Genomic DNA, 24,707 nt, shown 5'->3' with positions numbered 1-24,707 from the left:
CCGTAGACGGTGAAGAAGCGCAGGCCCGTGACCGGCAGGTCGTAGAGGTGGCTGTAGGTGTGCGCCATCAGCTCGTTGGCCTTCTTGCTCGCGGCGTAGAGCGACAGCGGGTGGTCGACGTTGTCGTGCACCGAGAACGGCATGGTGGTGTTGGCGCCGTAGACCGAGCTGGAGCTGGCGTAGACCAGGTGCTCCACGCCGTTGTGGCGGCAGCCCTCCAGGATGTTGCCGAAGCCGACCAGGTTGGTGTCGACATAGGCCGCCGGGTTCTCCAGCGAGTAGCGCACCCCGGCCTGGGCCGCCAGGTTCACCACCCGCTGCGGACGGTGCTCGCGGAATACCCGCTCCATCGCGGCACGGTCGGCGATGTCCTCGCGCACCTCGGTATAGTTCGGGTGGTCCTGGGTGCGCGCCAGGCGCGCCTCCTTGAGCGAGACGTCGTAGTAGTCGTTCAGGTTGTCGACGCCGATCACCTCGTCGCCGCGCTCCAGCAGGCGCAGGCTCAGCGCGCTGCCGATGAATCCGGCCGAGCCGGTGATGAGCACTTTCATCGTGCTATTCCTTGTCGTCCGGCAGGGTGATGTTCAGCTCGAGGACCTCGCAGTCCCCCTCGCGATCCACGTTCATCTGCACCGCGTCGTCGTCGACCTGCACATACTTGCGGATCACCTGGAGCAGTTCCTGCTGCATCGCCGGGAGGTAATCGGGCCCGGAACGCGCCGCGCGCTCGCGCGCCACGATGATCTGCAGGCGTTCCTTGGCGACACTCGCGCTCTTCTGCCGCGGCTGGCGGAAGTAATCGAAGATCCCCATGATCACCCCTTGAACAAGCGCCCGAAGAAGCCCTTCTTCGGTACGTCGACAAAGCGCAGCGGACGTTCCTCGCCCAGGAACCGATCCACGGCGTCCTGGTAGGCCTGCCCGGCATCGGATTCCTCGTCCAGCACCACCGGCTGCCCGGCGTTGGAGGCATTCAGCACCGCCTGGGATTCCGGGATCACGCCGAGCAGTTCGATCGCGAGGATCTCGCCGACGTCCTCGATGCTCAGCATCTCGCCACGTTCGGCGCGCTCGGCCGAATAGCGCGTCAGCAGCAGCTTGCCCTCGATCGGTTCGCCGCCCTGCTCCACCCGGCGTGTCTTGCTCGCCAGGATCCCCAGGATGCGGTCGGAGTCGCGCACCGAGGAGACCTCGGGGTTGGTCACCACGATCGCCTCGTCGGCGAAGTACGCAGCCATCAGGGCGCCACGCTCGATGCCGGCCGGGCTGTCACAGACGATGTACTCGAAATCCTCGGACAATTCGTTCAGCACCCGCTCCACGCCGTCCTGGGTCAGGGCGTCCTTGTCGCGGGTCTGGGAGGCCGGGAGGATGTACAGGTTGTCCACCCGCTTGTCGCGGATGAGGGCCTGCTTCAGGTTCGCATCGCCGTTGATCACGTTGACGAAGTCGTACACCACGCGCCGCTCGCACCCCATGATCAGGTCGAGGTTGCGCAGACCCACGTCAAAGTCGATCACGGCGGTCTTGTGGCCGCGCAGGGCCAGGCCGGTGGCAATCGCGGCCGAGGTGGTGGTCTTGCCCACCCCGCCCTTGCCCGAGGTAATCACTACGATACGTGCCATGTTGGCTGCAGCTCCTTGTCGTCTTGCCGGTACCCGGCGGTGCCGGGGACAGACGGACGGGTTCCTGTCATGTCGTGGCCGGCCGCCCTTCGGGCCGCCGTTCAGATCTCCGCGATCTTGAGGCTTTCGCCGTCCAGTGTCACCAGCCGATTCTCGCCACGCTCGGCTTCCGTGATGTCCTCGGCGATCCGGTAATGCCCGGCGATGGACAGCAGCTCGGCATCCAGACGCCGGCAGAAGATACGCGCCGTCACCAGGCCACGCACCCCGGCCAGCGCACGCCCTCTTAACGGCCCCAGCACATGGATGTGCCCGTCGGCCAGCAACTCGGCCCCCGGCGAGACCGCGCCGGTAACAATCAGGTCGCCGCCACGGGCATAGATCTGCTGCCCGGAGCGCACCGGCTGATCGACGATACGGGTCGCGCTGTGGACGGCCGCGACCTCGGCCGGCGCGCTCTTCTCCTGCGCCTCGTCGGCCCGCTCGGGCGCCGGGGTCTCGTCCTCCAGCGACACCTCGCCGGTGGGCGCACCGCCGCGCCCGCCCAGCTGCAGTACCGGCAGGACATCGAACAGTTCGGCGTAGCTCTGCAGCCGCTCGGCGACCTCGCCGGCCTGCAGCCCGATCAGCTTGAAGCCCTCGGCGCGCACGCGCTCGATGGTCGCCTGCAGATCCGACTCCGGGCTCTCGGCCACCGCCTCCAGATCGAGCACGATCGGCATGTCGCGCATCAACTCCGGGGCCTGCTCGCGCCGCGCCGCCAGTACCTCGCCCAGGACCTGCGGATCGGTCTGGTACACGCGCAGCACGGAGACCAGCATCATGCGCCCTTTCAGCTCAATGGCCTGGACGGAACTCGGGGTCGCACTCATTGGATCGATCGACTCGCTCGCGGTTGGCTGCATCAATGAAGGCTGCGCCCGGCGGCGAAACCGCCCGGCGGGACGTGCGCTTTATAGCGCGGAGGGGGAAAGCACGGCAAGGGATCCGGGCCCGTTGCCACCCGCAGTTCAGGGGCGTGGCGGACCCGGGATCAGCGTGTTGGTGCGCCGCACGTAGTCCGCGTACCCGGGACGCGATTTGTGCAGGCGTCGTTCCAGCAACGTGACGCCGGACACACGCAGGATCAGCAGGATCATCACCACCGCCGACGGGACGGCCCACCAGCCCCCGGCGGCCAGGGCCAAGAGGCCGAACCCGACCCAGACCACGATCTCGCCGAAGTAGTTGGGATGGCGGCTGTAGCGCCAAAGCCCGCGATCCATCACCTGCCCACGGTTACCCGGATCGCGGCGAAAGCGCGCCATCTGGGCATCGGCCACCGCCTCGAACCACAACCCGACGGCCCAGGCCAGAAGCCCGGCGACAGCCAGCGGCCACCACAGGCCATCGGCCTGTATCACCGCCAGCATCGGCAGGCCGATCACGGCCACCAGGGCCCCCTGCAGCCAGAAGATCGTCACCAGGCTGCGGGCGGCGAAGGCCGTGTCGCTGCGACCGGCGCGCATGTCGGTGTAGCGCCCGTCCTCGCCATGACCCCAGTTGCGCCAGGTGATGAAGGCGGACAGACGCACACCCCACAGCAGCACCGGGATCACGATCCACAGCCCCTGCGGCGGCCAGCCGGACAGCCCCCACCACACCAGCGTCACCAGCACGAAGCCCAGCCCCCAGTAGCGATCCACCAGGCTGGCATCGCGGCGGGCAACACTGGCCGCCCAGACCCCCGTCATCAGGAGCAGCGCCGCGGCCAGCCCGGCGACGAACAGCATCCAGCCCCCCACGGGTCAGGCCTCGGGCCGCCGGAAGAGGACGTGCGACACGAACCACTCGTTGCCACCGCGATAATCGAACAATTCGGCGCAGGCCATGTAGAACATGCGCCAGCGCTGGAACCACAGCGCCGCGTCCTGCTTCCCGTAGGTCTGCTCGAACAGCGGCATCAGCTCGTCCCGCGCGGCGTCCTGGCGGCTCAGCCAGGCGTTCAGGGTGCGCGCGTAGTGCTGGCCGTTCACCCGCCACTGGCGGACCACCCGCAGGTCGTCCTGGAAGTGCCGCGCCAGGTCGTCCGCCGGCATCAGCCCGTCGCGGAAGAAGTACTGACCCATCCAGTCGTGGGCGCCCTCGCTCTCGAAGAAGTAGGCGAACTCGCGATGGGCGAAGACATGCATGAAGAACTGTCCGCCCGGTCGCAGCCAGGTCGAAATGCGCCGCAGCAGCTCCGGCCAGTTGCGCATGTGCTCGAACATCTCCACCGAGACCACCCGGTCGAACCCCGTCTGCTCCGGGGCAAAGTCATTCATGTCGGCGGTCACGATCGTCAGATTGTCCAGTCCGCGTGCATCCCGGCGCGCCTCGATGGAGGCCCGCTGGGTCGCGGAATTGGACACCGACACAATGCGGGACCGCGGATACTGTTCCGCCATCCACAGGGACAACGAACCCCAGCCGCAGCCGAGCTCCAGCACCTGCTGACCGTTCTCCAGACCGGCCCGCTCGCAGGTCAGTTGCAGCATGCCCGCCTCGGCCGCGCGCAGGTCATTCACGCCTTCGGGCCACCAGGCGCAGGAGTATTTCAGCCACGGCCCCAGACAGCGCTCGAAATACGCGGTGGGCACCTCGTAGTGCTGCTCGTTCGCCACCTCGGTCGACAACGCCACGGGCGCCTTGCGCATCGCCTCGATCAGCGCATAGCGCCGTTCCATCGCCTCCTCGGCCGGCGCACCGCTCTCGCGCAAGCGTTCGGCCAGCAGGCGACGAATGCCCGCGCGCACAAACGTATCCGGCAGTCGTCCCTGCTCCGCCCACTCGATCATCTGCTGCATGAATGAAGTTCCCCCGCGTCGATGCAACGTTGACCCGGGTATCCGCGGGCGGTTCCCCGCCCGACGCGCACCAAGGCGGCATGGACGGTCACACCCGCGGCCGCAGGGGTGCTAGATTGTGGCCTGGACCAGATACATAGCGATCATGGCGCAACGTCACCGGATTCCGGCCCGAACCCTGCATCGCGTCTGGGGCCCCTTCTCCAAGGGCGTCCAGACGCGCCTCGAGACCTTTCTGGGCGAACTCGACGACCGCCTGATGGAGGCCTCCGAGCGCGCGATCGACTCCCAGCGCGCGGCCCAGAACCTCGCCCTGTCGCGCCAGATCCGCATGGCCAGCGCCGCCATCCTCCAGCATTTTCGTGACCGACTTCACAGTGCAGTCACACCCGAGGACGCCGACGACACCGAGGCGGCAGGCGAGCACGAACTGAGCCTGATGGACGCCGCCGATACCGAGCGCGAGGTGGCCCTGCGCAAGCTGGTCACGGGCGCGCGCTCGGCGATGGCGGCGGAGATCGATGCCCTGGAGACCGTCACGCGGGACTACCACCTGGCGGCCGCGCCCGAGGACGCCCCGTGGCACCCGCATGCCCTGGGCGAGGCCTTCCTGGAAGCGCTCGAGGCCGTGCCCCTGCCGCCGGAAGACTGCCTGCTCCTGCTGCACTGGTTCGACCGCGACGTGATCCGGGAACTGCAGCCGGAAATGCAGGCGCTGCTGCAGGCCTTCCGCGATGCGGGCTTCACGGTGCCCGAGGTACGGACCGGCGCACGCGCCCACCCGGGCGCGGCCACGGCGACGGGTCCCGTGCCGCAGGGGGCTCCCGGCGGTGGTGGACCACCACCCGCAGGCGCGGCCGCGGCCGCGCCCGCCACCGGCGCCGCGGGCAACTGGGGGCAATTCGGCTACCAGGTCCCGGTTGCCGGCCAGGTCGTCGCGGCCGCCGGGGGGGCGCCAGCGGCCGGGGCCGGTTACGGCTCGCCGGCGGAGGCGGTCACCACCGTGCTGAACAGTGCCTCGCCCAGCACCCTGGAACCCTTCGTGATGGACCTGCTTCAGGGGCTGTTCGACATGATCCTGAAGCGCGACGACCTCAATCCCGCGTTGCGCGAGCCGCTGTCGGATCTCCAGCTCCCGCTGGTACGGATCGCCATGCGCGAGACGCACTTCTTCCGCGACCGCGGCCACCCCGCGCGGCAAATGACCGGGCTGCTGCTGAACATCGCCCTGCGCATCGATCCCGACCTGCCGCTGGACGAGGCTCGCCAGCTGCCGCTTAGCCGTCTGGTCTTCGAGAATGTGGAACGCGTGCGCAACGGGGGCCTTGGCGACAGCGATGCCTACGACCAGGCGCTCGCGCGACTGCGGGACGACCTCGCCGAGGTCGAGGAGCAGATCGCCCACCAGGCGGCCAGCGAACAGGCCGAGGCGCAGAAGGAAGAGCGCACGCTGGAGATCACCTACAGCGTCGAATCCACGGTCGAGCGCACCGTGATCTCCATGGGGCAGGACATCCCGGACGAGGCCCGCGAGCAGCTAATGGATGCCTGGGTCCCGCTGATGACCGCGCAAAAGACCGCGGAGGCGGATGCCGGGGATGAGAGTGAGAGCACCGGCCCCGAAGCCGCGGGAGACAAGGACTCCGACAACGACGGCATGGCCCTGCTGCACGAACTGCTGGCCCTGATGCAGGCGGAACCGGACTTCCAGGCCTCGGCTCCCCTCCTGGCCCGCATCCGTGCCTTCCTCGACCGGGCGCCGCTGTCGAAGGAAGAACGGGCCCGCATCAAGCAGGACCTGGTCAGTGCCCACCTGGTGGCCGCCGGAAAACGCCGCTCCACGCCCGCCGAGCCGACCAAGCCCGACACCAGTCCCGCGACCGGGTCGTCCGACGAAACGGCGGCCGCAGACGAGCGCATGGAACAGGCCCGGAAACGGGCCGGCAACCGGTCGAGCTCGGTGTTCGGCACCTCGCCGCGTCATGCCGACGACGACCCGTCCCTGATGCGGGATCACGCCGACGAGCACGTCGAATACGCCGACAACCTGGTTTCCGGCACCTGGATCCAGTTCACCTCGCCTGCGGGCACCAAGGTCACCCGGATGAAGCTGGTCTGGCGCGGCAGTCACGCCGGACGCCTGCTGTTCACCGATGCCGCCGGCCGCGCCAAGCGCCAGCACAGCATTCAGGGACTGGCCCACGAATTCCGCAGCGGACGCGCCCAGATCATCCCCGAGGAATCCCTGTTCGACCACCTGATGGACCAGCGCCTCGGTCAGACCGCCTGAGGCCCGCCCCTCCGGGGAATCCGTCGCCGGGCCGGACCTTTTTCACGCCCCCGTGGTCCATTTCCCGACGCCACCCGGGAAGACGACGATGACACGCTCACTGGCGGCCCTTTGCGCGGGCCTGGTACTGGGGATCCTGATGACCGGATGCAGCACCCCGCAGAAGATGCCCACCGTGGATCACGTGGATCTCGACCGCTACATGGGCGACTGGTACGTGATCGCCAACATCCCGACCTTCCTCGAGCGCGACGCCTATAACGCCCTGGAGCAGTACGCCCTCAACGAGGACGGCACCATTGCCACCACCTTCTCGTTCAACAAGGGCGGCTTCGACGGCCCGCGCCGCGAATACAACCCCACCGGCTTCGTGAAGAGCGAGGACAACGCCGAATGGGGCATGCGCTTTCTGTGGCCATTCAAGGCCGAGTTCCTGATCGTCTACCTCGACGAGGATTACAGCCAGACCGTAATCGGCCGCAGCAAGCGCGACTACGTCTGGATCATGGCACGCGAACCGGAGATGGCCGAGGAGGACTACCAGGCCATCCTCGCCCGCCTCGACGAACTGGGCTACGACACCGACGAGATCCAGCGCGTACCCCAGCGCTGGGATTGAACGTGCGCTGACGCCGGGCGAGAAACGGGAGATTGCCACGGCGCCTGCGGCGCCTCGCAATGACCGACCGGACGGTTCCCTGTCATCGCACGGCCCGCCGCGTCGATCTCCAAGGGCCCGAAGGCCGAGCACCGGACGCCAAGGGCGGTGGCCGGACCCTACCCGCGACCGTAGCCGCCCCCGCCAGGCGTATGGATCTCCACTGCATCCCCCGGGCCCACCTCGCGACGGTCGCAGCCCGCCAGCGGCTCGCGGCCGCCATCCGCACGCAGGATCACATCCTCGCCCGGCGCCCCCGGCTCGCCCCCGGCCAGTCCGAACGGTGGCACGCGGCGCCGGTTGGCCAGCAGCACCACCTCCATCGGCGCATCGAAGCCCAGTCGGCGGATCACGCCATCGCCACCGCGGTACCGTCCGCCGCCACCGGAGCCCCGGCGATAGCCGAATCGCTCCACCCGCACCGGGAAGCGACTCTCCAGCACCTCGGGGTCGGTCAGGCGGGAGTTGGTCATGTGCGTCTGTACGGCGCTGGCCCCTTCGTACCCGGGACCGGCCCCGGCACCGCCGGCGATCGTCTCGTAGTACTGCCGCCCGGCATCGCCAAAGGTCAGGTTGTTCATCGTGCCCTGAGCCGCGGCCTGCACGCCCAGGGCCCCGAAAAGCGCATCGGTCACCACCTGCGAGGTCTCGACGTTCCCGGCGACCACGGCGGCGGGCGGCACCGGATTAAGCAGGCAGCCCTCCGGGATCGCCAGGTCTACCGGCGCCAGGCAGCCATCATTCAGCGGGATCTCGTCTTCCAGCAACGTGCGCAGCACGTACAGCACCGCCGCCCGCACGATGGAGCCCGGGGCATTGAAATTGTCCTCGCGGGCCGGCGAGGTCCCCGCGAAGTCGATCCGCAGGCGGCGCGCCCCCGGATCACACGTGACGGCCACCCTAATCTCGGCGCCGTTGTCCAGCGCATATTGGAACGTACCGCCCTCCAGACTCGGGATCAGCCGCTCGACCGCCTCGGTGGCATTGTCCTGCACGTGCTGCATGTAGGCCGTGACGGTCGGCACGCCATACTCGTCCAGCAGCCGGCCCAGCTCCTCCAGTCCCTTGCGATTGGCCGCCACCTGGGCCTCCAGATCCGCCAGGTTCTGATCCGGGTTGCGGGCCGGCCAGTCACCCGACCCCAGCAGTGTCCGGATACGCGATGTGGCAAAACGCCCGTCACGGACCAGGCGGGTCGGGGCAATCAGCACGCCCTCCTCCTCCAGCCGGTGCGAGAACGCCGGCATCGACCCCGGGGTGATGCCGCCGACATCCGCATGGTGCCCGCGCGAGGCCACGAAAAATGCCGGGGCCGCCACCTCGGCCTTCGAATCCTCGGTCACCGCGCCGCCCGGCCCGACAAACACCGGCGTGACCACCGTGATGTCCGGAAGATGGGTCCCGCCGTTGTAGGGGTCGTTCAGCACCCAGGCATCCCCGGGGCGGAGGTCGTCGCCCGCGGCCGCGACCACCGCGCGCACGCTGGCCCCCATCGACCCCAGATGCACCGGCATGTGCGGGGCATTGGCCACCAGCTGGCCGTGGGCGTCGAACAGCGCGCAGGAGAAATCCAGGCGCTCCTTGATGTTCACCGAGTGCGCGGTGTTGCGCAGCGTAAAGCCCATCTGATCGGCGATCGCCATGAAGCGGTGGTTGAAGACCTCCAGCAGGACGGGATCGCGCGGGATCGTATCCGGGTCCTCGACGGCCGGTTGCCCGCGCCGCTCGGCACTGCCCTCGCGCACGAGCCGCAGCGTCCCTTCGTGCTCGACCCGGCCGTGCCAGCCCGGCTCCAGCACCAGAGTCGCGGTGGTCTCGATCACCAGCGCGGGACCCGCCAGGGTCATCCCCGGGCTCAAGTCCTCGCGCCGGTACAGCGGTACGTCGCGCCGCTCGCCCGCCACCACCATCGTGATCGTATCCGTCTCCGGAGCGGGCGCCTCGCGCGCCCCCTGTAGCGGGATCGACGTATCCGCCGCCTCACCCCCGGTCGCGATCGCCTCGGCCGCCGCAACCGCCACGACCAGCGGACGATCCGGCGGCGCGAACCCGTACCGCCCGCGCCAGGCCGTGGCGAAGGCCTCCATCAGTGCCGCGGGCGAACCGGCCGGCACCTCCAGCGCGGTATCCGACCCCGCCAGCCGCAGATGCAGACGCCGCTCGATGCGCATGGCGTCCGCCGCCACGCCCTGCTCCGTCAGAGCCGCGATCGCCGCGCCGGCCTGATCCTCCAGCGCCGCACCGATCGCCTCGGCATGCGCCTCGTCCAGCGGCCATTCCAGGCTGCGCTCGCGCAGGGCGCGCAGCTCGCCCAGCCCCATGCCGTAGGCCGACAGCACCCCGCCCAGCGGATGGAACAGGATGTGTTCCATGCCCAGCTGCTCCGCCACCCGGCAGGCATGCTGCCCGCCCGCGCCGCCGAAACACACCAGGGCGTAGCGCGACACATCGTGGCCGCGCTGCACCGAGATGGTCTTGATGGCCTGGGCCATGTGCTCCACCGCAATCTGCAACAGCCCCTCGGCCAGCCCTTCCGGCGTCGCCGCCTCCCCGGTCGCGGAACGGACGGCCTCCACCAGCGCATCGAACTGTCGGCGGACCGGTTCCGGATCCAGCGGCCGGTCGCGCCCGGGGCCGAACACCGCCGGAAAATACTCGGGACGCAGGCGCCCCAGCAGAACGTTGCAGTCGGTCACCGTCAGCGGCCCGTCCTGGCCATAGCAGGCCGGCCCCGGCTGCGCCCCGGCCGACTCCGGCCCGACCCGCAGGCGGATGCCGTCGAAGCGACAAACCGAGCCGCCGCCCGCCGCGACGGTGTGGATGTCCAGCATCGGCACGCGCAGGCGGGCACCGGCCACCTCGCTCTCCTGGCGGCGTTCGAGCTCGCCGGCCAGATGCGCGACGTCCGTGGAAGTCCCGCCCATATCGAAAGTAATCAGGCGCTCGAAGCCGAGCGGCGCGGCGGTCTTCAGCGCTCCGACGATCCCGCCGGCCGGCCCCGAAAGGATCGCGTCACGCCCGCGAAACCGCGCCGCATCCACCAGCCCGCCATGCGACTGCATGAAGCGCAGGGGCACATCGCCCAGTTCCGTGCTGACCTGTTCCACATAGCGGCCCAGCACCGGCGACAGATAGGCATCCACCACCGTGGTCTCGCCGCGGGGTACCAGCTTGATCAGCGGGCTGGTCGCGTGGCTGGCAGCCACCTCGGCGAACCCCATCTCGCGGGCGAGTGCCGCGATAGCCTGTTCATGCGCCGGATAGCGATAGCCGTGCATGCACACAATCGCCAGCGCGCGAATCCCGTCGTCCAGGGCCGCCTGCAGGCGCGGGCGCAGGGCCTCCAGGTCCACCGGCTGGAGGATCTCCCCGGCCGCGTTCACCCGCTCGCGCACCGGTTCCACGCGGGCGTACACCGGCGACGGCAGCCGAATGGCGCGCGCGAACAGCTCCGGCCGCGCCTGGTGCCCGATCGCCAGCGCGTCCTCCAGCCCCTCGGTGATCACCAGCAGAGTGCGCTCCCCCTTGCGCTCGAGCAAAGCGTTGGTGGCCACTGTGGTCCCCATGCGCACCTCGTGGATCACCCCCTCGGGGATCGGCGCGCCAGGATCGACGCCGAGCAGGTCGCGCATCCCCTGTACCGCCGCATCGGCATACGCCTGCGGGTTATCGGACAGCAACTTGCGGGTATGCAGACGCCCCGTCGGATCACGCGCGACCAGGTCGGTGAACGTCCCGCCCCGGTCCACCCAGAAATGCCAGTCTTTCGCCCCTGTGGCTTGAGTCATGTCCACCGCTCTGGTTTGATCGCCCGAACTCGCGCCCCGCGGCCCGGTCGCAGGCTCGGTAATCGTCGAGCCTCTGAATGAAGGAATGATCACGCATGGATCCCGTTACCCACGCCAGTCTCGGTGCCGTGATCGGCGGCCTCGTCCTCGGCTCCCGCCTGGGGCGCAAGGCCGTAGTGCTGGGGGCCGGCGTTGCGCTGCTGCCCGACCTGGATGCGTTCATAGCTTACGGGGACGCGGTATCCGAGTTCATCCACCACCGGGGCTTTACCCACTCCTGGCTGGTACAGCTGCTGGTGGCCACCGGTGTCGCGGGGCTGCTGGCGAAGGTCCCGGCGACGCGGGAGATCGGCTTTGGCCGCTGGTGGCTGTTCTTCTTCCTGATCTGGGCCACACACTCGATGAATGACCTGCTGACCACCTACGGCACCCAGGTGTTCTGGCCACTGCCGGTCGGCCCCCTGTCCACGGGCTCGATCTTCGTGATCGACCCGCTATACACCCTGCCGCTGCTGGTCGCGGCCATCGGTGCCCTGTTCTACCGTTTCGCGCCACGCCTGCTGGTCGCCGGACTCGTGCTGTCCACCGCCTACGCCGGTTCCGGTCTCGCGCTGAAGGCCTGGCTCGACCATCGCATCCAGCCCACGCTGATCGCAATGGACCTGCAGGACCAGCCGCGCATGATCCAGCCCACCCCGTTCAACCTGCTCCTGTGGCGCGTCACCGTCATCGACGACGGCCACTTCCTGGAGGCCTGGGTCGGCATCCTCGATCAGCCCATCCGGCCGGACTTCGAGGTCTTCGAGCGCGGCGCCCATTTGGAGGATGCCGCGCTGGCCCTGGAGGACGGGCAACGTCTGCAGTGGTTCGCCGGCGACTTCCTGCGTTTCCATCGTGCGGAGCGAGACGACGAACCCGACCGGCTGGTCGTCACCGACCTGCGTCTGGGCGCCCCCGGCTACTTCCCCTTCGGCTTCGAGATCGCGGAGGAACGCGACGGCGAATGGCAGCCCGTCGCCAGCCGCCAGGTCCGCGAGGCCGGCTTGCGTGGCGATGCGATCCGCGCCATCGCCACGCGCATTGTCGACCCGGAGGGGGCGCCCTGTCTGATGGATCTGGCGGACCCGGACTATGCCATCACCCGGCCGCCGCCGCGCTGCCGCCTCCGCCAGCAGACGCAGTGAACGGATCCGGCCCTCCCGACGGCAGCCCGCTTCACGGATGCGAGCTGTGCGGGCGCCGGATGGATACGCTGACACGCCACCATCTGATTCCGCGCAAGCAGCACCGACGCAAGCGCATCCGGCGGCGCTTCAGCCGCGCGGAGCGCGAGGGTCGCATTCTCTGGGTCTGTCGTCCCTGCCACGATCACATTCACAAGCACTTCGACGAGCAAGTCCTGGCCGAGCGCCTGAACACACGCGACGCACTGCTGACCGAGCCGGTGATCCGCGACTTTGTCGCCTGGATCGCGCGCCATCCGCCCGGCTTCAAGCCGCGCGGCTAATCCGCCAAGCGCGGGGGCCTACGACGATCCGGGCCTGGTTCGTCGTTCGCTGGTAACGGTGGCTTCGTTCGGCCGCCTGCCTTGTTGTGGCTGGCCCTGGTTCGTCGCTCGGTGTTTACGGTGGCTCCGGTCCGCATACTGCCCGGCGCTGACTCGCCAGCGCGCCGCGAGGTCCTTTCTTGCTTGCCCAAGAAAGGACCCAAAGAAGGGCTCCCGGATTTCGCCCGGGAACCTCGCTCCGGGCGTGCTGGGCCGGCGGCGCTGAACTCGCTGCGCCTTCGGCTCCGCTCAGACATCCAGCGCCTTCTCCCGGCCCATCACGCCCTCCGCGAGGGGCTCCATACGGGGGAGTAAGGTCAAAACAGGAGACATCCCAACATCCCTGCCTAACCTTGCGCATCGCCGTCCGAAAGCCCCAGGCGCCCGCTCGCGGGCGCGGCACGCAACGGCCAACGGCCGAGCGTGCCCAGGTGTCGGAAGACCCAGCCTTCGACCAATAGCGCGACCGTCGGGACGGCCGTTGTCTTGACCTTGATCCCCCCCGTTGTCGGCGCGCCGAGCGGAGAGGGTTTTCGCGGGACGATTCAAAATAGAAACGGGGGCGCTGGATGTCTGAGCGAAGCGCAGCGTAGCGAGTTCAGCGCCGCCCGCGAAAACCCTCGGAGCGAGGGCAGCCCCGGCCCGCACAGCGGGCCGGGGTCGCGGCAGTCGGGCGTGTTTCTTGGGTACTTCTTTGCACGAGCAAAGAAGTACCTCGCGGCGCGCTGGCGAGTCAGCGCCGGGCAGGCGGCGGACCGAAGCCACCGTAAACACCCGATGCCGAACCAGGCCCAGCCACTACAAGGCAGGCGGCCGAACGAAGCCCCCGCAAACGTCGCAGATCAGTGCTGCGAGGCCGGCGGCAGCTGGATAAAGCGCTCGCGATACAGGCGGAGTTCGTCGATCGAGTCGCGGATATCCTGCAGCGCCTGATGCGAAGCGTTCTTGCGCAACTGCGCGATCACATCCGGCGCCCAGCGCCGCGCGAGCTCCTTCAGCGTCGAGACATCCAGATTGCGGTAGTGGAAGTACTGCTCCAGCTCCGGCATCAACCGCGCCATGAAGCGCCGATCCTGACAAATCGAATTGCCACACATCGGCGAGGCCCCCTTCGGCACGTACTGCGCCAGAAATTCCAGGGTCTCCTGTTCCGCATCCCGGGTCTCCGACGAACTGTTGCGCACACGCTCGATCAGCCCCGAGGTCCCGTGGGTGCGCTGGTTCCACTCGTCCATCGCCTCCAGGACCTCCGCCGGCTGGTAGATCGCGATGACCGGCCCCTCGGCGAGGATGTTCAGTTCCTTGTCGGTGACAATGGTGGCCACCTCCAGGATTCGGTCGGTCTGCGGCTCCAGCCCCGTCATTTCGAGGTCGATCCAGACCAGGTTCTCGGCATTCACGGCCATCTTGTGCCTCCTTGGCGGACAGCCCACGCCTGCATGCTGGCTGCCCTTTCATCTGTCGCAGGAGTCTATCATCATGGTTGCAGGGCTCGTGACCACGGGCCCAAACCCCCGCCACAAGGAGGGAAGCATGCGACATACCCATACCAGCATTGCCACCGCCGCGACCGTGCTCGCGCTGAGCCTGGGCGGCGCGAGCACGGCCCTGGCCGACGACATCCGCGTGGGACAGGACCTGCACAGCGACAACTGCATCAGTTGCCATGCCGACATGGTCGGGGGCGACGGCTCCGGGCTGTACACCCGCGACAACCGCATGGTCGGCTCGCACGACGAACTGGTCGCCCAGGTCAACAACTGCAACGTCAACCTTGGCACCAACTGGTTCGACGACGAAGTCAACGCCGTGGTCGCCTATCTCAACGCGGAGTACTACCAGTTCGATGAGTGACCTCAAGAGCAAGCACTGCCAGTCCTGCGAGGGCTTCACCGACCCGATGCCGCGGGAGGACGCGGAGCGCGCCCTTAAGCAACTGCATGACGGCTGGGGCATCGACGAGGCCGGCAAGAGCATCCAGCGCAGTTTCAAGTTCAAGGACTTCCACGAGACCATGGCCTTCGTGAACGCCGTGGCCTGGATTGCCCATGTCGAGGATCACCATCCCGACATGGCCGTCGGCTTCAACCGCTGCGCGGTGGAATTCTCGACCCATGCCATCGGCGGCCTGAGCGAGAACGACTTCATCTGTGCCGCGCGTATCGATGCCCTGTTCGAGTAACCCCCGCCCGGGAGTCCCGGCTTGAGCCGGGTCGCCCGGGTCTTCGCCCGCCACAACCAGATGGCCGACATCGCGGTGGACCACGAGCCGCCGCGACGCCTGCGGCTGCACCGGCGCTTCCGCGACCTCGCCTGTGGCGACCGCGTGGAGCTGGACGCCGCGGGAGAACAGGTTGCGCGCCAGCTCGATCGCGACAACGTCCTGGTCCGGCGGGACGGGTTCGGGCGACGCAAGGTGATTGCCGCCAACATCGACTGCGTATGGATCGTGATCGCGCCGGAACCCGCCCCGTCGCGTAACTTGATCGACCGCTTTCTGGTCGCGATCCTGAACCTCCCCGCGCGCCCGCGCCTGCTGGTGAACAAGCAGGACACCGGCCCCGCCGAGCCCCCCGAGTGGCTGGCCGCCTATCGCGAACTGGATCTCGATCCGCTGTACGTCTCCGCCAGGACGGGGTATGGACTGGACGAACTGGCGGCGGCCGCGGCCGGGCACACCAATATCCTGGTTGGTCAGTCCGGCGTCGGAAAGTCCTCGCTGGTGGCCGCCCTGCTCGATCAATACGGGATCGCCGACGCCATGGCGCCGGCCACCGGCGATCTCGCCGCCTCCGGCGAGGGCCGCCATACCACGGTCACCGCGCAGTGGTACCCGCTCGCCAACGGGGGTGCCTGGATCGACTCGCCCGGCGTGCGCGACTTCACGCCCGAGATCCCGTCACTGGATACCCTGGAGCGCGGCTTCCCGGACATCGCGGAACGGGCGGTGGCCTGCCGCTTTCGCGACTGTCGCCACCAGACCGAACCGGGCTGTGCGGTTCGCGCCGCCATCGACGCCGGCGAACTCCCCGCGGCGCGCCTGCAGGCCTGGCACGAACTCGCCGCCGAAATCCCCGCCCAGACCCGCGCCCGCGGGTAACGGTTCCACCACGTAGCGCACAAGAAAACCAAAAAATCGGTTTACAGGAAGAAGGGAAGACTGGAAGGGACAGGGATTAAAAACCGCTTGTTCGAGTAAGCCCTGCGAACGACCCCGGCGCCGCTCAGCGCATTAAAACGGGCATTTCTTCCAGCCTTCCCAACTTCCTGTTAACGCTCTTGACGTGTTTTTTGAACTAGCGGTGGGGGGAGTAGGGCGGGGGCCGGGATCAGAAGGTCAGGCCCATCTCGACGCCGATGACGGAGGAGGTCGGCTCGCGGCTTGCACCCTCGAACTCGAGGCGATCGGCCAGCCAGTTGTCCGCCGAGTTCAGCGAATAGTCGTCGTAGTACAGGCTCAGGGAGAGCTCGGACTGGTTCTGCAGGCGCAGGCGGCCGTCCAGGCTCAGGTAGCCGGCAGTACGGCCCGTCTCGCGATAGCGCGTGCCATAGCCAAAACCCAGGTCACGGGCCTCGCTGGACAGGGGCTGGCGCACCCCCACCCGGAACTGGCTGTCGAAGCGACCGGAGGCAAAGGTCGGACCGAAGCTGAAGTCGGTGAAATACGCAGTGGACTCGCTGGCAGGGCCCAGGTCGTTCCAGTCCGGCCGGGTCTCCATGCCCAGCCCCAGGTTCAGGCCGTAGCCAAAGCCACCGCCCAGCTCCTGGTGGTAACCGCCCACCGCCTCGAACTGGCGCGTGCTGGCGAAGGCATTGTCGGTATCGTCGAGGATCGAGGCATCCCCGGTACTGCGGACCGACAGCCGGTAGCGCGAATCGCTGTCGCGACCGGTTTCCGGTTCGCCGCGCAGCGTGGTGATCGCCGCATCCGGACCCGCGAACCCCTGCGTCTGAGGCGACGCGAGCAGCGAATAGCGGTCGTCCGCGCTGGCCGGCGCCGCTGCGACCGCGAACCCGCCGACCAGCAGCACTCCAGCGACCAGCGAAGAACGGGGCCCACGCAGACGAACCCGCCCCAGGCCTTGCACCTGAGGCGGGTTCGTCGGGGCTGCACCGTTCAGTCCGTGTCGCGTCACACCAGTGATCCGTATTGTTGTTCTTCTTGCCTAGCCCGGGGGCCAGCTCAGCGCACGCCCGGCCAGGACATGCATGTGTATATGGTAGACCGTCTGGCCCCCGTGTTCGTTGCAATTCATCACGGTTCGATAACCGTTTTCCGCAAATCCGCGATCGCGTGCAATCTGCGCGGCCACCCGGGTCATCTGCCCGATGATCGGGGCGTCGGCCGCGTCCAGATCATTGAGCGTGGCGATGTGCTTTTTCGGGATCACCAGCACATGTTCGGGGGCCTGCGGATTCAGGTCTTCGAAGGCCAGCACCGCGTCGTCCTCGAAGACCACCTTCGCCGGGATCTCCCCCGCCACGATCCTGCAGAACACACAATCGGTCATGCCGCCACTCCCGTATCGGTCAAAATATTACCACGTATCAATATTCACGCCGACCCGACAACGCATGCGCCAGGGTCCCGGCATCGATGTACTCCAGTTCGCCACCACTGGGAATACCCTGGGCAATCCGGGTGGTGCGCACCCCGTGGCGCGCCGCCATCTCCGCGAGGTAATGGGCGGTCACCTCGCCCTCCACCGACGTGTTTGTCGCCAGGATCAGTTCTTCCACGCCCTCGGCCTGCAGGCGCGCCTCCAGCCGGTTCAGCCCCAGCTCTTCCGGGCCGATGCCGTCCAGCGGGGACAGTCGCCCGAGGAGCACATGAAAGCGCCCGCCGAAATCGGTCGCCGACTCGATCGCCAGCACGTCCCCGGGGCTTTCCACCACGCAGATCACCCGCGAATCGCGTTCCGGATCGGCACACCGGCTGCAGGTTTCGGCCGCGGTGAGCGTGCGGCAGACGGAACAGTGCCCGATACGCTGGACCGCGTCGTCGACCGCCCGCGACAGGCGCCGCGCGCCCTCGCGGTCGCGCTCCAGCAGGTGCAGGGCCATGCGCCGTGCCGATTTCGCCCCGACCCCGGGGAGACAGCGCAGCGCCTGGACCAGCTCGTCCAGTTCCGCATCCATCAGACGCGTCCGACCCGGCCGGTCAGAACGGCAGCTTCATGCCCGCCGGCAGGCCCATGCCCTCGGTCAGGCTGCCCATGCGCTCCTGCGTGGTCGACTCGACCTTCTGCACCGCGTCGTTGATGGCCGCGGCCACCAGATCCTCGATCATGTCGCGGTCATCCTCGAACAGGCTGGGGTCGATCTTGACCCGGCGCGCCGCGTACTTGCCGGTCAGGACCACGCTGACCAGCCCGCCACCGGCCTGGCCCTCGATCTCCATCTCGGCCAGCTCGGCCTGCACCTTCTGCATATCTTCCTGCATCTTCTGGGCCTGCTTCATCAGGCCGCCCATGCCACCTTTCATCATCGGTTCGATCTCCTGCCCCGCAACGCGGCGGTTTCTGGTTCAGTTACTTGTCTGGCGTGGCACCGCCGGTCGAGGGGGTCTCGCCGGGTTCGCGAATCCGCACGGCCCCCAGTTCGGCGCCAAATTCCTCGCCCAGCGCCTGGACCACCGGGTCCTCGCGCATGGCCGTCTCGGCGCTAGCCTGACGCTCCGCCGAGGCCGCCGCAAGCCGGGCCGCGGGGGTCTCCCCGGAAGGCTCGGACTGGTTGACGATCTCCAGGCGCAGGCTGTGGCCCAGGGCGTTCTCCAGCGCATCCTTCAGCCGGCCCTTGGCACGATCGGTACACAGTGTGCCCGGGGCCACCGCGATCACCACGCGTTCCGCGTCATGCTCGCGCAGCTCGGCGTGCCGGGCGAGTTCGCGCACCGTGCCCATGGGCAGCCCCTCGGCGAAGCGGTACCAGTCGAAAGCACCATCCGCCGCGACGGGCCGCGCAGCCGCCTCCGGCGCGGAAGGGCCGGCCGTGGAAGGCGACGCCTCGCGCGCCTGACGCGGCGCGGTGCCACCGGCCGGTGCCTCGGCTTGCGGTACCGGCGGCGCCGGCTCGTTCACCTGTTCACGGGGGCGTGACGGCGGCGCGCTGGCGGCGCCGGCACCCCCGGTCGGGCCGGCGGCAGTTGCCGGGGGACTGGCGGAAGCCGCCGATGCCCGGGATGCGGTGCGCGTGGACGGCGCCGGCGCGGTCCCGTCGGGACCGGCCGGCCGACGCGGCGGGGTGTCACCGAACTCGCCCGCAGGCCCGGGAACAGGCTCCGGCCGGAAGGCCAGCAGCCGCAACAGAGTCATCTCCACACCCATGCGCGCGTCCGGGGCGTAGGGCAGATCGCGTACGCCGTGCACCAGGATCTGATAGGCCAGCTGGATCGTCTCCGGGTCGACCCGGTCGGCGGCCTCCCGGGCCCAGACGAGCGCCTCTTCGCCCGCCCCGGGAGCCGTGCCGGCCACCTGCTGGACGGCGACCTGATGCACCAGCGCGGCCAGTTCATCCAGCAGCCGCGACCAGTCGGGGCCCAGGGCATCCAGCTCCGCCAGTCCCGCCAGCAGGCCGGGGCCGTCCCCGGCAAACACGGCATCCAGCAAGCCGGCCAGGCGGGTGCGCGGGAGCAGCCCGAGCATGTCGCAGGCATCGGATTCGCTCAGGCGTTCACCGCCATAGGCAATCGCCTGGTCGGTCAGGCTCAGCGCATCGCGCATCGAGCCCTCGGCCGCCTCGCCCAGGCGCAGCAGCGCGCCCGGCTCCGCCTCCACCCCCTCGGCGGCGAGGATGCGCGTCAGGTGCTCGGCGATCATCGCCGGCGGCATCGGCTTCAGGTTGAACTGCAGGCAGCGCGACAGCACGGTGACCGGAAGCTTCTGCGGATCGGTCGTCGCCAGCAGGAACTTCACATGGTCCGGCGGCTCTTCCAGCGTCTTCAACAGGGCGTTGAAGCTCTTCTCGGAGAGCATGTGGACCTCGTCGATCAGGTACACCTTGAAACGCCCGGTGGTCGGCGCATAGGAGACGTTGTCCAGCAGCTCGCGGGTGTCGTCCACCCGGGTGCGCGAGGCGGCATCCACCTCGATCAGGTCGAGATGGCGACCCTCGGCAATCTCGACGCAGGAGCGGCACTCGCCGCAGGGCGTGGCGGTCACGCCGGTCTCGCAATTCAGGCAGCGCGCGAGGATGCGGGCGATGGTGGTCTTGCCCACCCCGCGGGTCCCGGCAAACAGGTAGGCATGATGCAGCCGATCGCCGCTGAGGGCATTGGCCAGGGCGCGCACCACATGCGGCTGCCCGACCAGGTCCTCGAAGCGCGAGGGACGCCACTTGCGGGCCAGAACCTGGTGACTCATGCCTCCCCCGTCGATCGAGTCATGTGCACGCCCGGGTGCGGGCATCACCGCAGGGGTCCGGGCCGCAGGGAAATAGGGTGGTGGCCCGCACCCGCCACACCCCGGCGCCCGACGCAGCTGCTACCGTTGCTCCCTTCCGGGCCTGGCGGGGTTCACAGCCTGTCGTCGCGAGGGGACTGATACGGACCACCATAACGCGGTCCGCGATTCGGCGTTTCCGAATCGGGGCGGCAAGCTTCCGCATTTCCGGCGAACGCGTCAACCTTAGGACCAGGCAATGGAATCGCTGCAACCACCGCGACCGGCAGAACGATAGTCAGAAGCTAACGATCAAATAGAAAAGAAACACTGGATCAATCATTAGCCAGGCCTTATCTTGAGTCCCGTAGTCGGGCATCGGCCCGGCCGAAAACAAAATCTTTTCTCTGGCAATCAACACTCAACTGAAGGAGTACAACTCATGGAACTCGAAAATCGCGAAGGTCAGCGCGTACCGGAAGTCACCTTCCGCTGCCGCAAGGACAACGACTGGAACGACGTGCGCTCGGAAGACCTGTTCAAGGGTCGCAACGTGATCGTCTTCGCCCTGCCGGGCGCGTTCACCCCGACCTGCTCCTCCGCCCACGTGCCGCGTTACAACGAGCTGGCGCCGGTGTTCAAGAAACACGGCATCGACGAGATCGTCTGCATCTCGGTCAACGATGGCTTCGTGATGGAGGCCTGGCAGGCCGACCAGCAGGCCGACCGCGTGACCTTCATCGCCGACGGCAACGGCGAGTTCACCGAGCAGATGGGCATGCTGGTCGACAAGAGCGACCTCGGCTTCGGCTGGCGCTCCTGGCGCTACTCCATGCTGGTGCGCGATGGCGTGATCGAGAAGCAGTTCATCGAGCCGGACGAGCCGGGCGACCCCTTCGTGGTCTCCGACGCCGACACCATGCTCGCCCACGTCGCCCCGGATGCGGCCTGCCCCGAAGACGTGGTCGTCTTCACCAAACCGGGCTGCCCGTACTGCGCCAGCGCCAAGGAGATGCTGGAGAGCGCCGGCCTGGATTACGAAGAGATCATCCTGGGCCGCGACGCCAGCCTGCGCAGCCTGCGCGCCGCCACCGGCGCGATGACCGTCCCGCAGGTGTTCGTGGGCGGCCACCGCATCGGCGGCTCGGAAGATCTGCAGGAATGGATCTCCCGCGAGCAGAAGGCGGCGTAAGTCGTCTCTGCCCCTCGGGGCGGGTGCTGTCCCGCCCCGGGTGGTCACCCGGAACATGGGTGGCCATCCGTGTCCGGATGCCCGCACGGGCGGACGTCCGGACACGGATGGCAGATCCTGGCGCCCGCGCGTAGCGCGGTCGTTATGTAACACTTTCACCGAACCCTTCGAGGAATCGACATGGAACACTACGACATCATCGTGATTGGCGGCGGCAGCGGCGGTCTGGCCGTGGCGGAACGCGCCGCCCCGCACGGCGCGCGCGTCGCCGTGTTCGATCCCAAGCCGCTGGGCGGCACCTGCGTGAACGAGGGCTGTGTGCCCAAGAAGCTCACCTGGTACGCCGCGGAGCATATGTCGCACGCCCGCGAAGCCGGCGAGTTCGGCGTGGACGTCGAGATCAAGGGCATCCGCTACGCCGACCTGGCCAACAAGCGCCAGGCCATGCTGAAGGACCTGAACCAGTTCTGGTCCGGACATCTGGAAAAGCTAGGCGTGACCCACATTCCGGAACGCGCCCGCCTGACCGGCAAAAACCAGGTGGTCAGCGACAGCGGCACCGAATACACCGCCGAGCGCATCGTACTGGCGATGGGCGGCGCCCCGATCGTGCCGCCGCTGGAGGGTGCCGAGCTGGGCGCGACCTCCGACGACTTCTTCGAATGGACCGAGCTGCCGGAATCCATCGCCGTGATCGGCGCCGGCTACATCGGCCTGGAGATGGCCGGGATGCTGCGCTCCATGGGCGTGAAGACCGACGTGGTCGCGATGGAGGACCGCGTGCTGGAGATGTTCGACCCGATGGTCTCGCAGGCGCTGGACCAGCACATGGAGCACCAGGGCATCGACCGCCACCTGGGCGTGAAGGTCGCCGGCCTGGGCGGCAAGCCCGGCGCCGTGACCGTCCAGCTCGAGGGCGGCCAGGAGCTGGGCCCCTATGAGAAGGTCCTGTGGGCTGTCGGCCGCAAGCCGGCCACCAGCGACATGGGTCTGGAAGAGGCCGGAGTCGAGATCGCCCGCGGCGGCATCATCCCGGTGGACGAATGGCAGGCCACCAATGTCGACGGCATCTACGCCCTGGGCGACATCATCGGCAAAGGGCCGCTGACCCCGGTGGCGATCGCCGCCGGCCGGCGCCTGGCCGCCCACTGGTACGCCCCCGAGACAAAGCCGGTACCGGTGGACTACGACCAGATCCCCACGGTCACCTTCACCCACCCGACCGCGGGCATGGTGGGCCTGACCGAGCCGCAGGCGGTGGAGAAGCACGGCGACTCGGTACGCGTCTACGAGACCCAGTTCGGCGGCCTGAACCGCGCGTTCGCCGAGGACGAGGTGCCTCCGGTGGCCATGAAGCTGGTCTGCGCCGGGGAGGATGAAAAGGTCGTCGGCATCCACATGATCGGCGCGAATGTCGACGAGATGCTTCAGGGCTTCGCCGTGGCGGTGCGCATGGGCGCGACCAAGCGCGACCTGGACCTGACCATCCCGCTGCACCCCACCAGTGCCGAGGAGCTGGTCACCCTGAAGGAAGGCCGCCCCGGGCGCCAGGAAGGCCTGGCCCAGGCCGCCTGACCCCGCCCCGCCCTCCCTCACGCAAAACGCCGCCCCGGAACACATCCCGGGGCGGCGTCTTTTCTTGCGCGTGCGGTCTGCCGAAGCCCGCGCGGTCGGTTGTCAGAATCGCCAGCCCAACGACGCGGTGAAGGCGTCGATCTTGTAGTCGCTGTCGAAGTCGTAGCGCTCAAACTCGGCGCGAATCAGGAAGCGGTCAAGATTCACCTGCGCACCCACTCCGTAGACCGGGTCCACGCCATCGTTGTTACGCAGCGTGAGGCTCTCATCCCCCAGGTTCCCGCGCACATCCGCATCCCACTTGGCGAGACCCGCCTTGGCAAAGAACTCGAAGTGCTGGCCAATCGGCAGCTTGCCGAGCACGCTCGCCCCGTAGGCACTCGACTTGATGTCGGTGTGGGCACCCTGCTCGTCACCGCGCAGCTTCACCTTCCCGAGGTCGGAGTAGAACCCCTCCACCCCTACGTAGGGATTGAAGTTGTATCCAACGAACCCGCGCCAGACGTTGTCGTCATCATCCAGGCGGTAGTCGGAGGCACCAGAACCAATAAAATCAGCGACCTCGTCCCGATCATTCTTCAGCGAGCTGAAACCGGTTCCCAGGCCCATGTACAGCCCCTCGCTCCGGTCGGATGGATCCGCCATCACTCCCTGCGGTACCAGAAGGCCCGAGGCTGCCACCGCAACGGTTGCAAGCAGGCATTTTTTCATTTGCGCGTCTCCTTGAAACATTGTTTATCACCGAAGGCGCGCCAATTCTCCCGAACCGTCATATAACGAAAAAGACCGAACCTGTGATGTCCTCCGGATAACCGCAAAAAATCCAAAAGCGCCCCACTCACAACGCGAACCCGCCCACACTCGACACCGCAAAAATGCGCCGGGACGACGCTGATCCACCGACACGCGCCCCCGGATCCCTCAGGATCCATGCCGGGTTAAGGAGACCCGGTGTCAGTCCAGTTCGCGCAGCGGGTCCTCGTTCGTGGAAGGCGCCTGCTCGCCATCGGCTTCGTCCTGCTGGCGTTCTTCCTCGCGCAGGTCCTCGACCCAGCCACGCAGGTCCTCTTCCACCTCCTCGACCGTTTCGTCCACGGTCTCGCCGGCCTCCTGTGCCGGGCCGGGGTCGGAACACCCCGCCAGCAGGCCGGCAAGGCCCAGGGCCAGACCCACTGCATATACCGGACACCGGGCCCACCACGCACCCGGGTCCACGCCCTGGTTTTTTACTCGCACGTCATTGTTCATCTCGCACCTGCCTGTGAATTCAATACTCAAGGTTCCATCCGGCCAACCCGGGTCCTGTCGTTCACCGAACCATTCTCATGGAAACGCAGCGCGCGCCACGGGAACGGATTCACATTCGAGGACTCGCTCTTATTGCACCGCGTACCAGTTTTCAAAATGCGTCCTCAACATGCGCGCCGCGTCGCGATTCGAAAAACCGAAATGAGAACGGGTGCGCCAAGCCGGATACAAACCCCACACTGAATCAAAATTTCTGCCCTACACTGATATTTTCAGATGACCGGAAAGGAGAAAACCGATGCTGGGATGGGCCCTGTTGTTTCTGATTGTCGCGATCGTGGCGGGCGCGCTCGGCCTCAGCGGCATCGCCGGAGCCGCCACGCAGATCGCCTGGATCCTGTTTGTCGTGGGGCTGATCCTGGCCGTGGTCTTCTTCATCACCGGGCGCCGGCCCCCGCTTTAGCGAAACGCCCGTCTCCATCACCCCGGAGGCGGGTGTAACGGTAAGAAACACCGGTGTTACGCGACGTAACACATTGAAGAACCAGCAGGGCGCAAGTCACTGTTCCGCCCCGGCAGAA

General features: G+C 67.8%; 25 protein-coding genes, 1 other RNA gene and 1 pseudogene. 10 read left to right on the top strand and 17 right to left on the bottom strand.

Annotation, left to right across the window (positions count from 1 at the left end):
- From F793_RS0108740 to F793_RS0108715, 6 genes are all read right to left on the bottom strand, one after another.
- Window positions 1–551, bottom strand: a 551-nt coding sequence (locus tag F793_RS0108740; RefSeq protein WP_018882345.1) for a GDP-mannose 4,6-dehydratase, incomplete at its 3' end; no start/stop codon positions are given.
- 4 nt (window positions 552–555) lie between these two features.
- A complete protein-coding gene (minE, locus tag F793_RS0108735; protein WP_026142882.1) occupies window positions 556–813 on the bottom strand; it encodes a cell division topological specificity factor MinE in 258 nt (85 codons plus the stop codon).
- A 2-nt stretch (window positions 814–815) separates the two neighbouring features.
- On the bottom strand, window positions 816–1,625 hold the full coding sequence (minD, locus tag F793_RS0108730) for a septum site-determining protein MinD (RefSeq protein ID WP_018876243.1): 810 nt from the start codon (window positions 1,623–1,625) through the stop codon (window positions 816–818).
- Window positions 1,626–1,726: 101 nt separating this feature from the next.
- Window positions 1,727–2,497, bottom strand: coding sequence for a septum site-determining protein MinC (minC, locus tag F793_RS0108725; RefSeq protein WP_018866568.1), 771 nt, complete (start codon window positions 2,495–2,497; stop codon window positions 1,727–1,729).
- Window positions 2,498–2,635: 138 nt separating this feature from the next.
- Window positions 2,636–3,397, bottom strand: coding sequence for a DUF1295 domain-containing protein (locus F793_RS0108720; RefSeq protein ID WP_018882344.1), 762 nt, complete (start codon window positions 3,395–3,397; stop codon window positions 2,636–2,638).
- A gap of 15 nt (window positions 3,398–3,412) precedes the next feature.
- Window positions 3,413–4,450, bottom strand: coding sequence for a cyclopropane-fatty-acyl-phospholipid synthase family protein (locus F793_RS0108715; protein WP_018882343.1), 1,038 nt, complete (start codon window positions 4,448–4,450; stop codon window positions 3,413–3,415).
- 145 nt (window positions 4,451–4,595) lie between these two features.
- Here F793_RS0108715 and F793_RS0108710 point away from each other — a divergent pair, with 145 nt between their 5' ends.
- Together F793_RS0108710 and F793_RS0108705 are read left to right on the top strand one after the other, a co-directional pair.
- Entirely contained in the window at window positions 4,596–6,740 is a 2,145-nt protein-coding gene (locus tag F793_RS0108710; RefSeq protein ID WP_018878808.1) for a DUF1631 family protein, read from the top strand.
- Window positions 6,741–6,828: 88 nt separating this feature from the next.
- On the top strand, window positions 6,829–7,359 hold the full coding sequence (locus tag F793_RS0108705) for a lipocalin family protein (RefSeq protein WP_018866564.1): 531 nt from the start codon (window positions 6,829–6,831) through the stop codon (window positions 7,357–7,359).
- A gap of 158 nt (window positions 7,360–7,517) precedes the next feature.
- Here the strand turns inward: F793_RS0108705 and F793_RS0108700 are convergent, their stop codons facing one another.
- On the bottom strand, window positions 7,518–11,186 hold the full coding sequence (locus F793_RS0108700) for a hydantoinase B/oxoprolinase family protein (protein ID WP_026280867.1): 3,669 nt from the start codon (window positions 11,184–11,186) through the stop codon (window positions 7,518–7,520).
- A gap of 95 nt (window positions 11,187–11,281) precedes the next feature.
- Here F793_RS0108700 and F793_RS0108695 point away from each other — a divergent pair, with 95 nt between their 5' ends.
- Both F793_RS0108695 and F793_RS0108690 read left to right on the top strand, forming a co-directional pair.
- Entirely contained in the window at window positions 11,282–12,370 is a 1,089-nt protein-coding gene (locus tag F793_RS0108695) for a metal-dependent hydrolase (RefSeq protein WP_018882341.1), read from the top strand.
- 59 nt (window positions 12,371–12,429) lie between these two features.
- On the top strand, window positions 12,430–12,693 hold the full coding sequence (locus F793_RS0108690; protein ID WP_018866561.1) for a hypothetical protein: 264 nt from the start codon (window positions 12,430–12,432) through the stop codon (window positions 12,691–12,693).
- A gap of 288 nt (window positions 12,694–12,981) precedes the next feature.
- Here F793_RS0108690 and F793_RS14165 read toward each other — a convergent pair.
- Window positions 12,982–13,190, bottom strand: a pseudogene (locus F793_RS14165) (hypothetical protein).
- A 384-nt stretch (window positions 13,191–13,574) separates the two neighbouring features.
- Entirely contained in the window at window positions 13,575–14,138 is a 564-nt protein-coding gene (orn, locus tag F793_RS0108680) for an oligoribonuclease (protein WP_018866559.1), read from the bottom strand.
- 127 nt (window positions 14,139–14,265) lie between these two features.
- On the opposite strand from orn, the gene F793_RS0108675 reads away from it, so the two are divergent.
- The 3 genes from F793_RS0108675 to rsgA are packed head-to-tail and all read left to right on the top strand — an operon-like array spanning window position 14,266 to window position 15,832.
- The gene (locus tag F793_RS0108675; protein ID WP_018866558.1) at window positions 14,266–14,586 is read left to right on the top strand and encodes a cytochrome c; all 321 of its coding nucleotides are present in this window, start codon (window positions 14,266–14,268) and stop codon (window positions 14,584–14,586) included.
- Window positions 14,579–14,914 (top strand): 4a-hydroxytetrahydrobiopterin dehydratase, encoded by a 336-nt coding sequence (locus F793_RS0108670; RefSeq protein ID WP_018882340.1) that lies wholly within the window; start codon window positions 14,579–14,581, stop codon window positions 14,912–14,914. Before F793_RS0108675 ends, F793_RS0108670 begins: the two co-directional genes overlap by 8 nt.
- 21 nt (window positions 14,915–14,935) lie before the next feature.
- Window positions 14,936–15,832 (top strand): ribosome small subunit-dependent GTPase A, encoded by an 897-nt coding sequence (gene rsgA, locus F793_RS0108665; RefSeq protein WP_018882339.1) that lies wholly within the window; start codon window positions 14,936–14,938, stop codon window positions 15,830–15,832.
- 229 nt (window positions 15,833–16,061) lie between these two features.
- On the opposite strand, the gene F793_RS0108660 is transcribed toward rsgA, so the two are convergent.
- The 6 genes from F793_RS0108660 to ffs all read right to left on the bottom strand — a co-directional run bounded on the left by F793_RS0108660 (window position 16,062) and on the right by ffs (window position 20,275).
- Window positions 16,062–16,868: a hypothetical protein gene (locus F793_RS0108660; RefSeq protein WP_369772231.1), complete on the bottom strand. Its 807-nt coding sequence runs from the start codon at window positions 16,866–16,868 to the stop codon at window positions 16,062–16,064.
- A 30-nt stretch (window positions 16,869–16,898) separates the two neighbouring features.
- The gene (locus F793_RS0108655) at window positions 16,899–17,243 is read right to left on the bottom strand and encodes a histidine triad nucleotide-binding protein (protein ID WP_018866554.1); all 345 of its coding nucleotides are present in this window, start codon (window positions 17,241–17,243) and stop codon (window positions 16,899–16,901) included.
- Window positions 17,244–17,280: 37 nt separating this feature from the next.
- Window positions 17,281–17,871: a recombination mediator RecR gene (recR, locus tag F793_RS0108650; RefSeq protein WP_018866553.1), complete on the bottom strand. Its 591-nt coding sequence runs from the start codon at window positions 17,869–17,871 to the stop codon at window positions 17,281–17,283.
- Window positions 17,872–17,893: 22 nt separating this feature from the next.
- A complete protein-coding gene (locus tag F793_RS0108645) occupies window positions 17,894–18,220 on the bottom strand; it encodes a YbaB/EbfC family nucleoid-associated protein (RefSeq protein ID WP_018866552.1) in 327 nt (108 codons plus the stop codon).
- Window positions 18,221–18,263: 43 nt separating this feature from the next.
- The gene (gene dnaX, locus F793_RS0108640) at window positions 18,264–20,093 is read right to left on the bottom strand and encodes a DNA polymerase III subunit gamma/tau (protein WP_018882338.1); all 1,830 of its coding nucleotides are present in this window, start codon (window positions 20,091–20,093) and stop codon (window positions 18,264–18,266) included.
- 85 nt (window positions 20,094–20,178) lie between these two features.
- Window positions 20,179–20,275: signal recognition particle sRNA small type (ffs, locus tag F793_RS13765), an RNA gene on the bottom strand.
- 278 nt (window positions 20,276–20,553) lie between these two features.
- Here ffs and F793_RS0108635 point away from each other — a divergent pair.
- Both F793_RS0108635 and gorA read left to right on the top strand, forming a co-directional pair.
- The gene (locus F793_RS0108635) at window positions 20,554–21,303 is read left to right on the top strand and encodes a glutathione peroxidase (RefSeq protein WP_018882337.1); all 750 of its coding nucleotides are present in this window, start codon (window positions 20,554–20,556) and stop codon (window positions 21,301–21,303) included.
- 180 nt (window positions 21,304–21,483) lie between these two features.
- A complete protein-coding gene (gene gorA / locus F793_RS0108630) occupies window positions 21,484–22,878 on the top strand; it encodes a glutathione-disulfide reductase (protein ID WP_018882336.1) in 1,395 nt (464 codons plus the stop codon).
- A gap of 102 nt (window positions 22,879–22,980) precedes the next feature.
- On the opposite strand, the gene F793_RS0108625 is transcribed toward gorA, so the two are convergent.
- Together F793_RS0108625 and F793_RS0108620 are read right to left on the bottom strand one after the other, a co-directional pair.
- Complete coding sequence (locus F793_RS0108625; RefSeq protein WP_026280866.1) at window positions 22,981–23,589, bottom strand: porin family protein; 609 nt, start codon at window positions 23,587–23,589, stop codon at window positions 22,981–22,983.
- 243 nt (window positions 23,590–23,832) lie between these two features.
- The gene (locus tag F793_RS0108620) at window positions 23,833–24,126 is read right to left on the bottom strand and encodes a hypothetical protein (RefSeq protein ID WP_231366532.1); all 294 of its coding nucleotides are present in this window, start codon (window positions 24,124–24,126) and stop codon (window positions 23,833–23,835) included.
- 298 nt (window positions 24,127–24,424) lie between these two features.
- Between F793_RS0108620 and F793_RS13760 the strand changes: the two genes are divergently transcribed.
- A complete protein-coding gene (locus tag F793_RS13760; protein WP_018866545.1) occupies window positions 24,425–24,589 on the top strand; it encodes a DUF1328 domain-containing protein in 165 nt (54 codons plus the stop codon).
- Window positions 24,590–24,707 lie beyond the last annotated feature (118 nt).

The organism is Thioalkalivibrio sp. ALE22, assembly GCF_000381445.1.
GTDB lineage: Bacteria > Pseudomonadota > Gammaproteobacteria > Ectothiorhodospirales > Ectothiorhodospiraceae > Thioalkalivibrio.
This window is presented reverse-complemented; position numbering and strand designations above follow the sequence as displayed.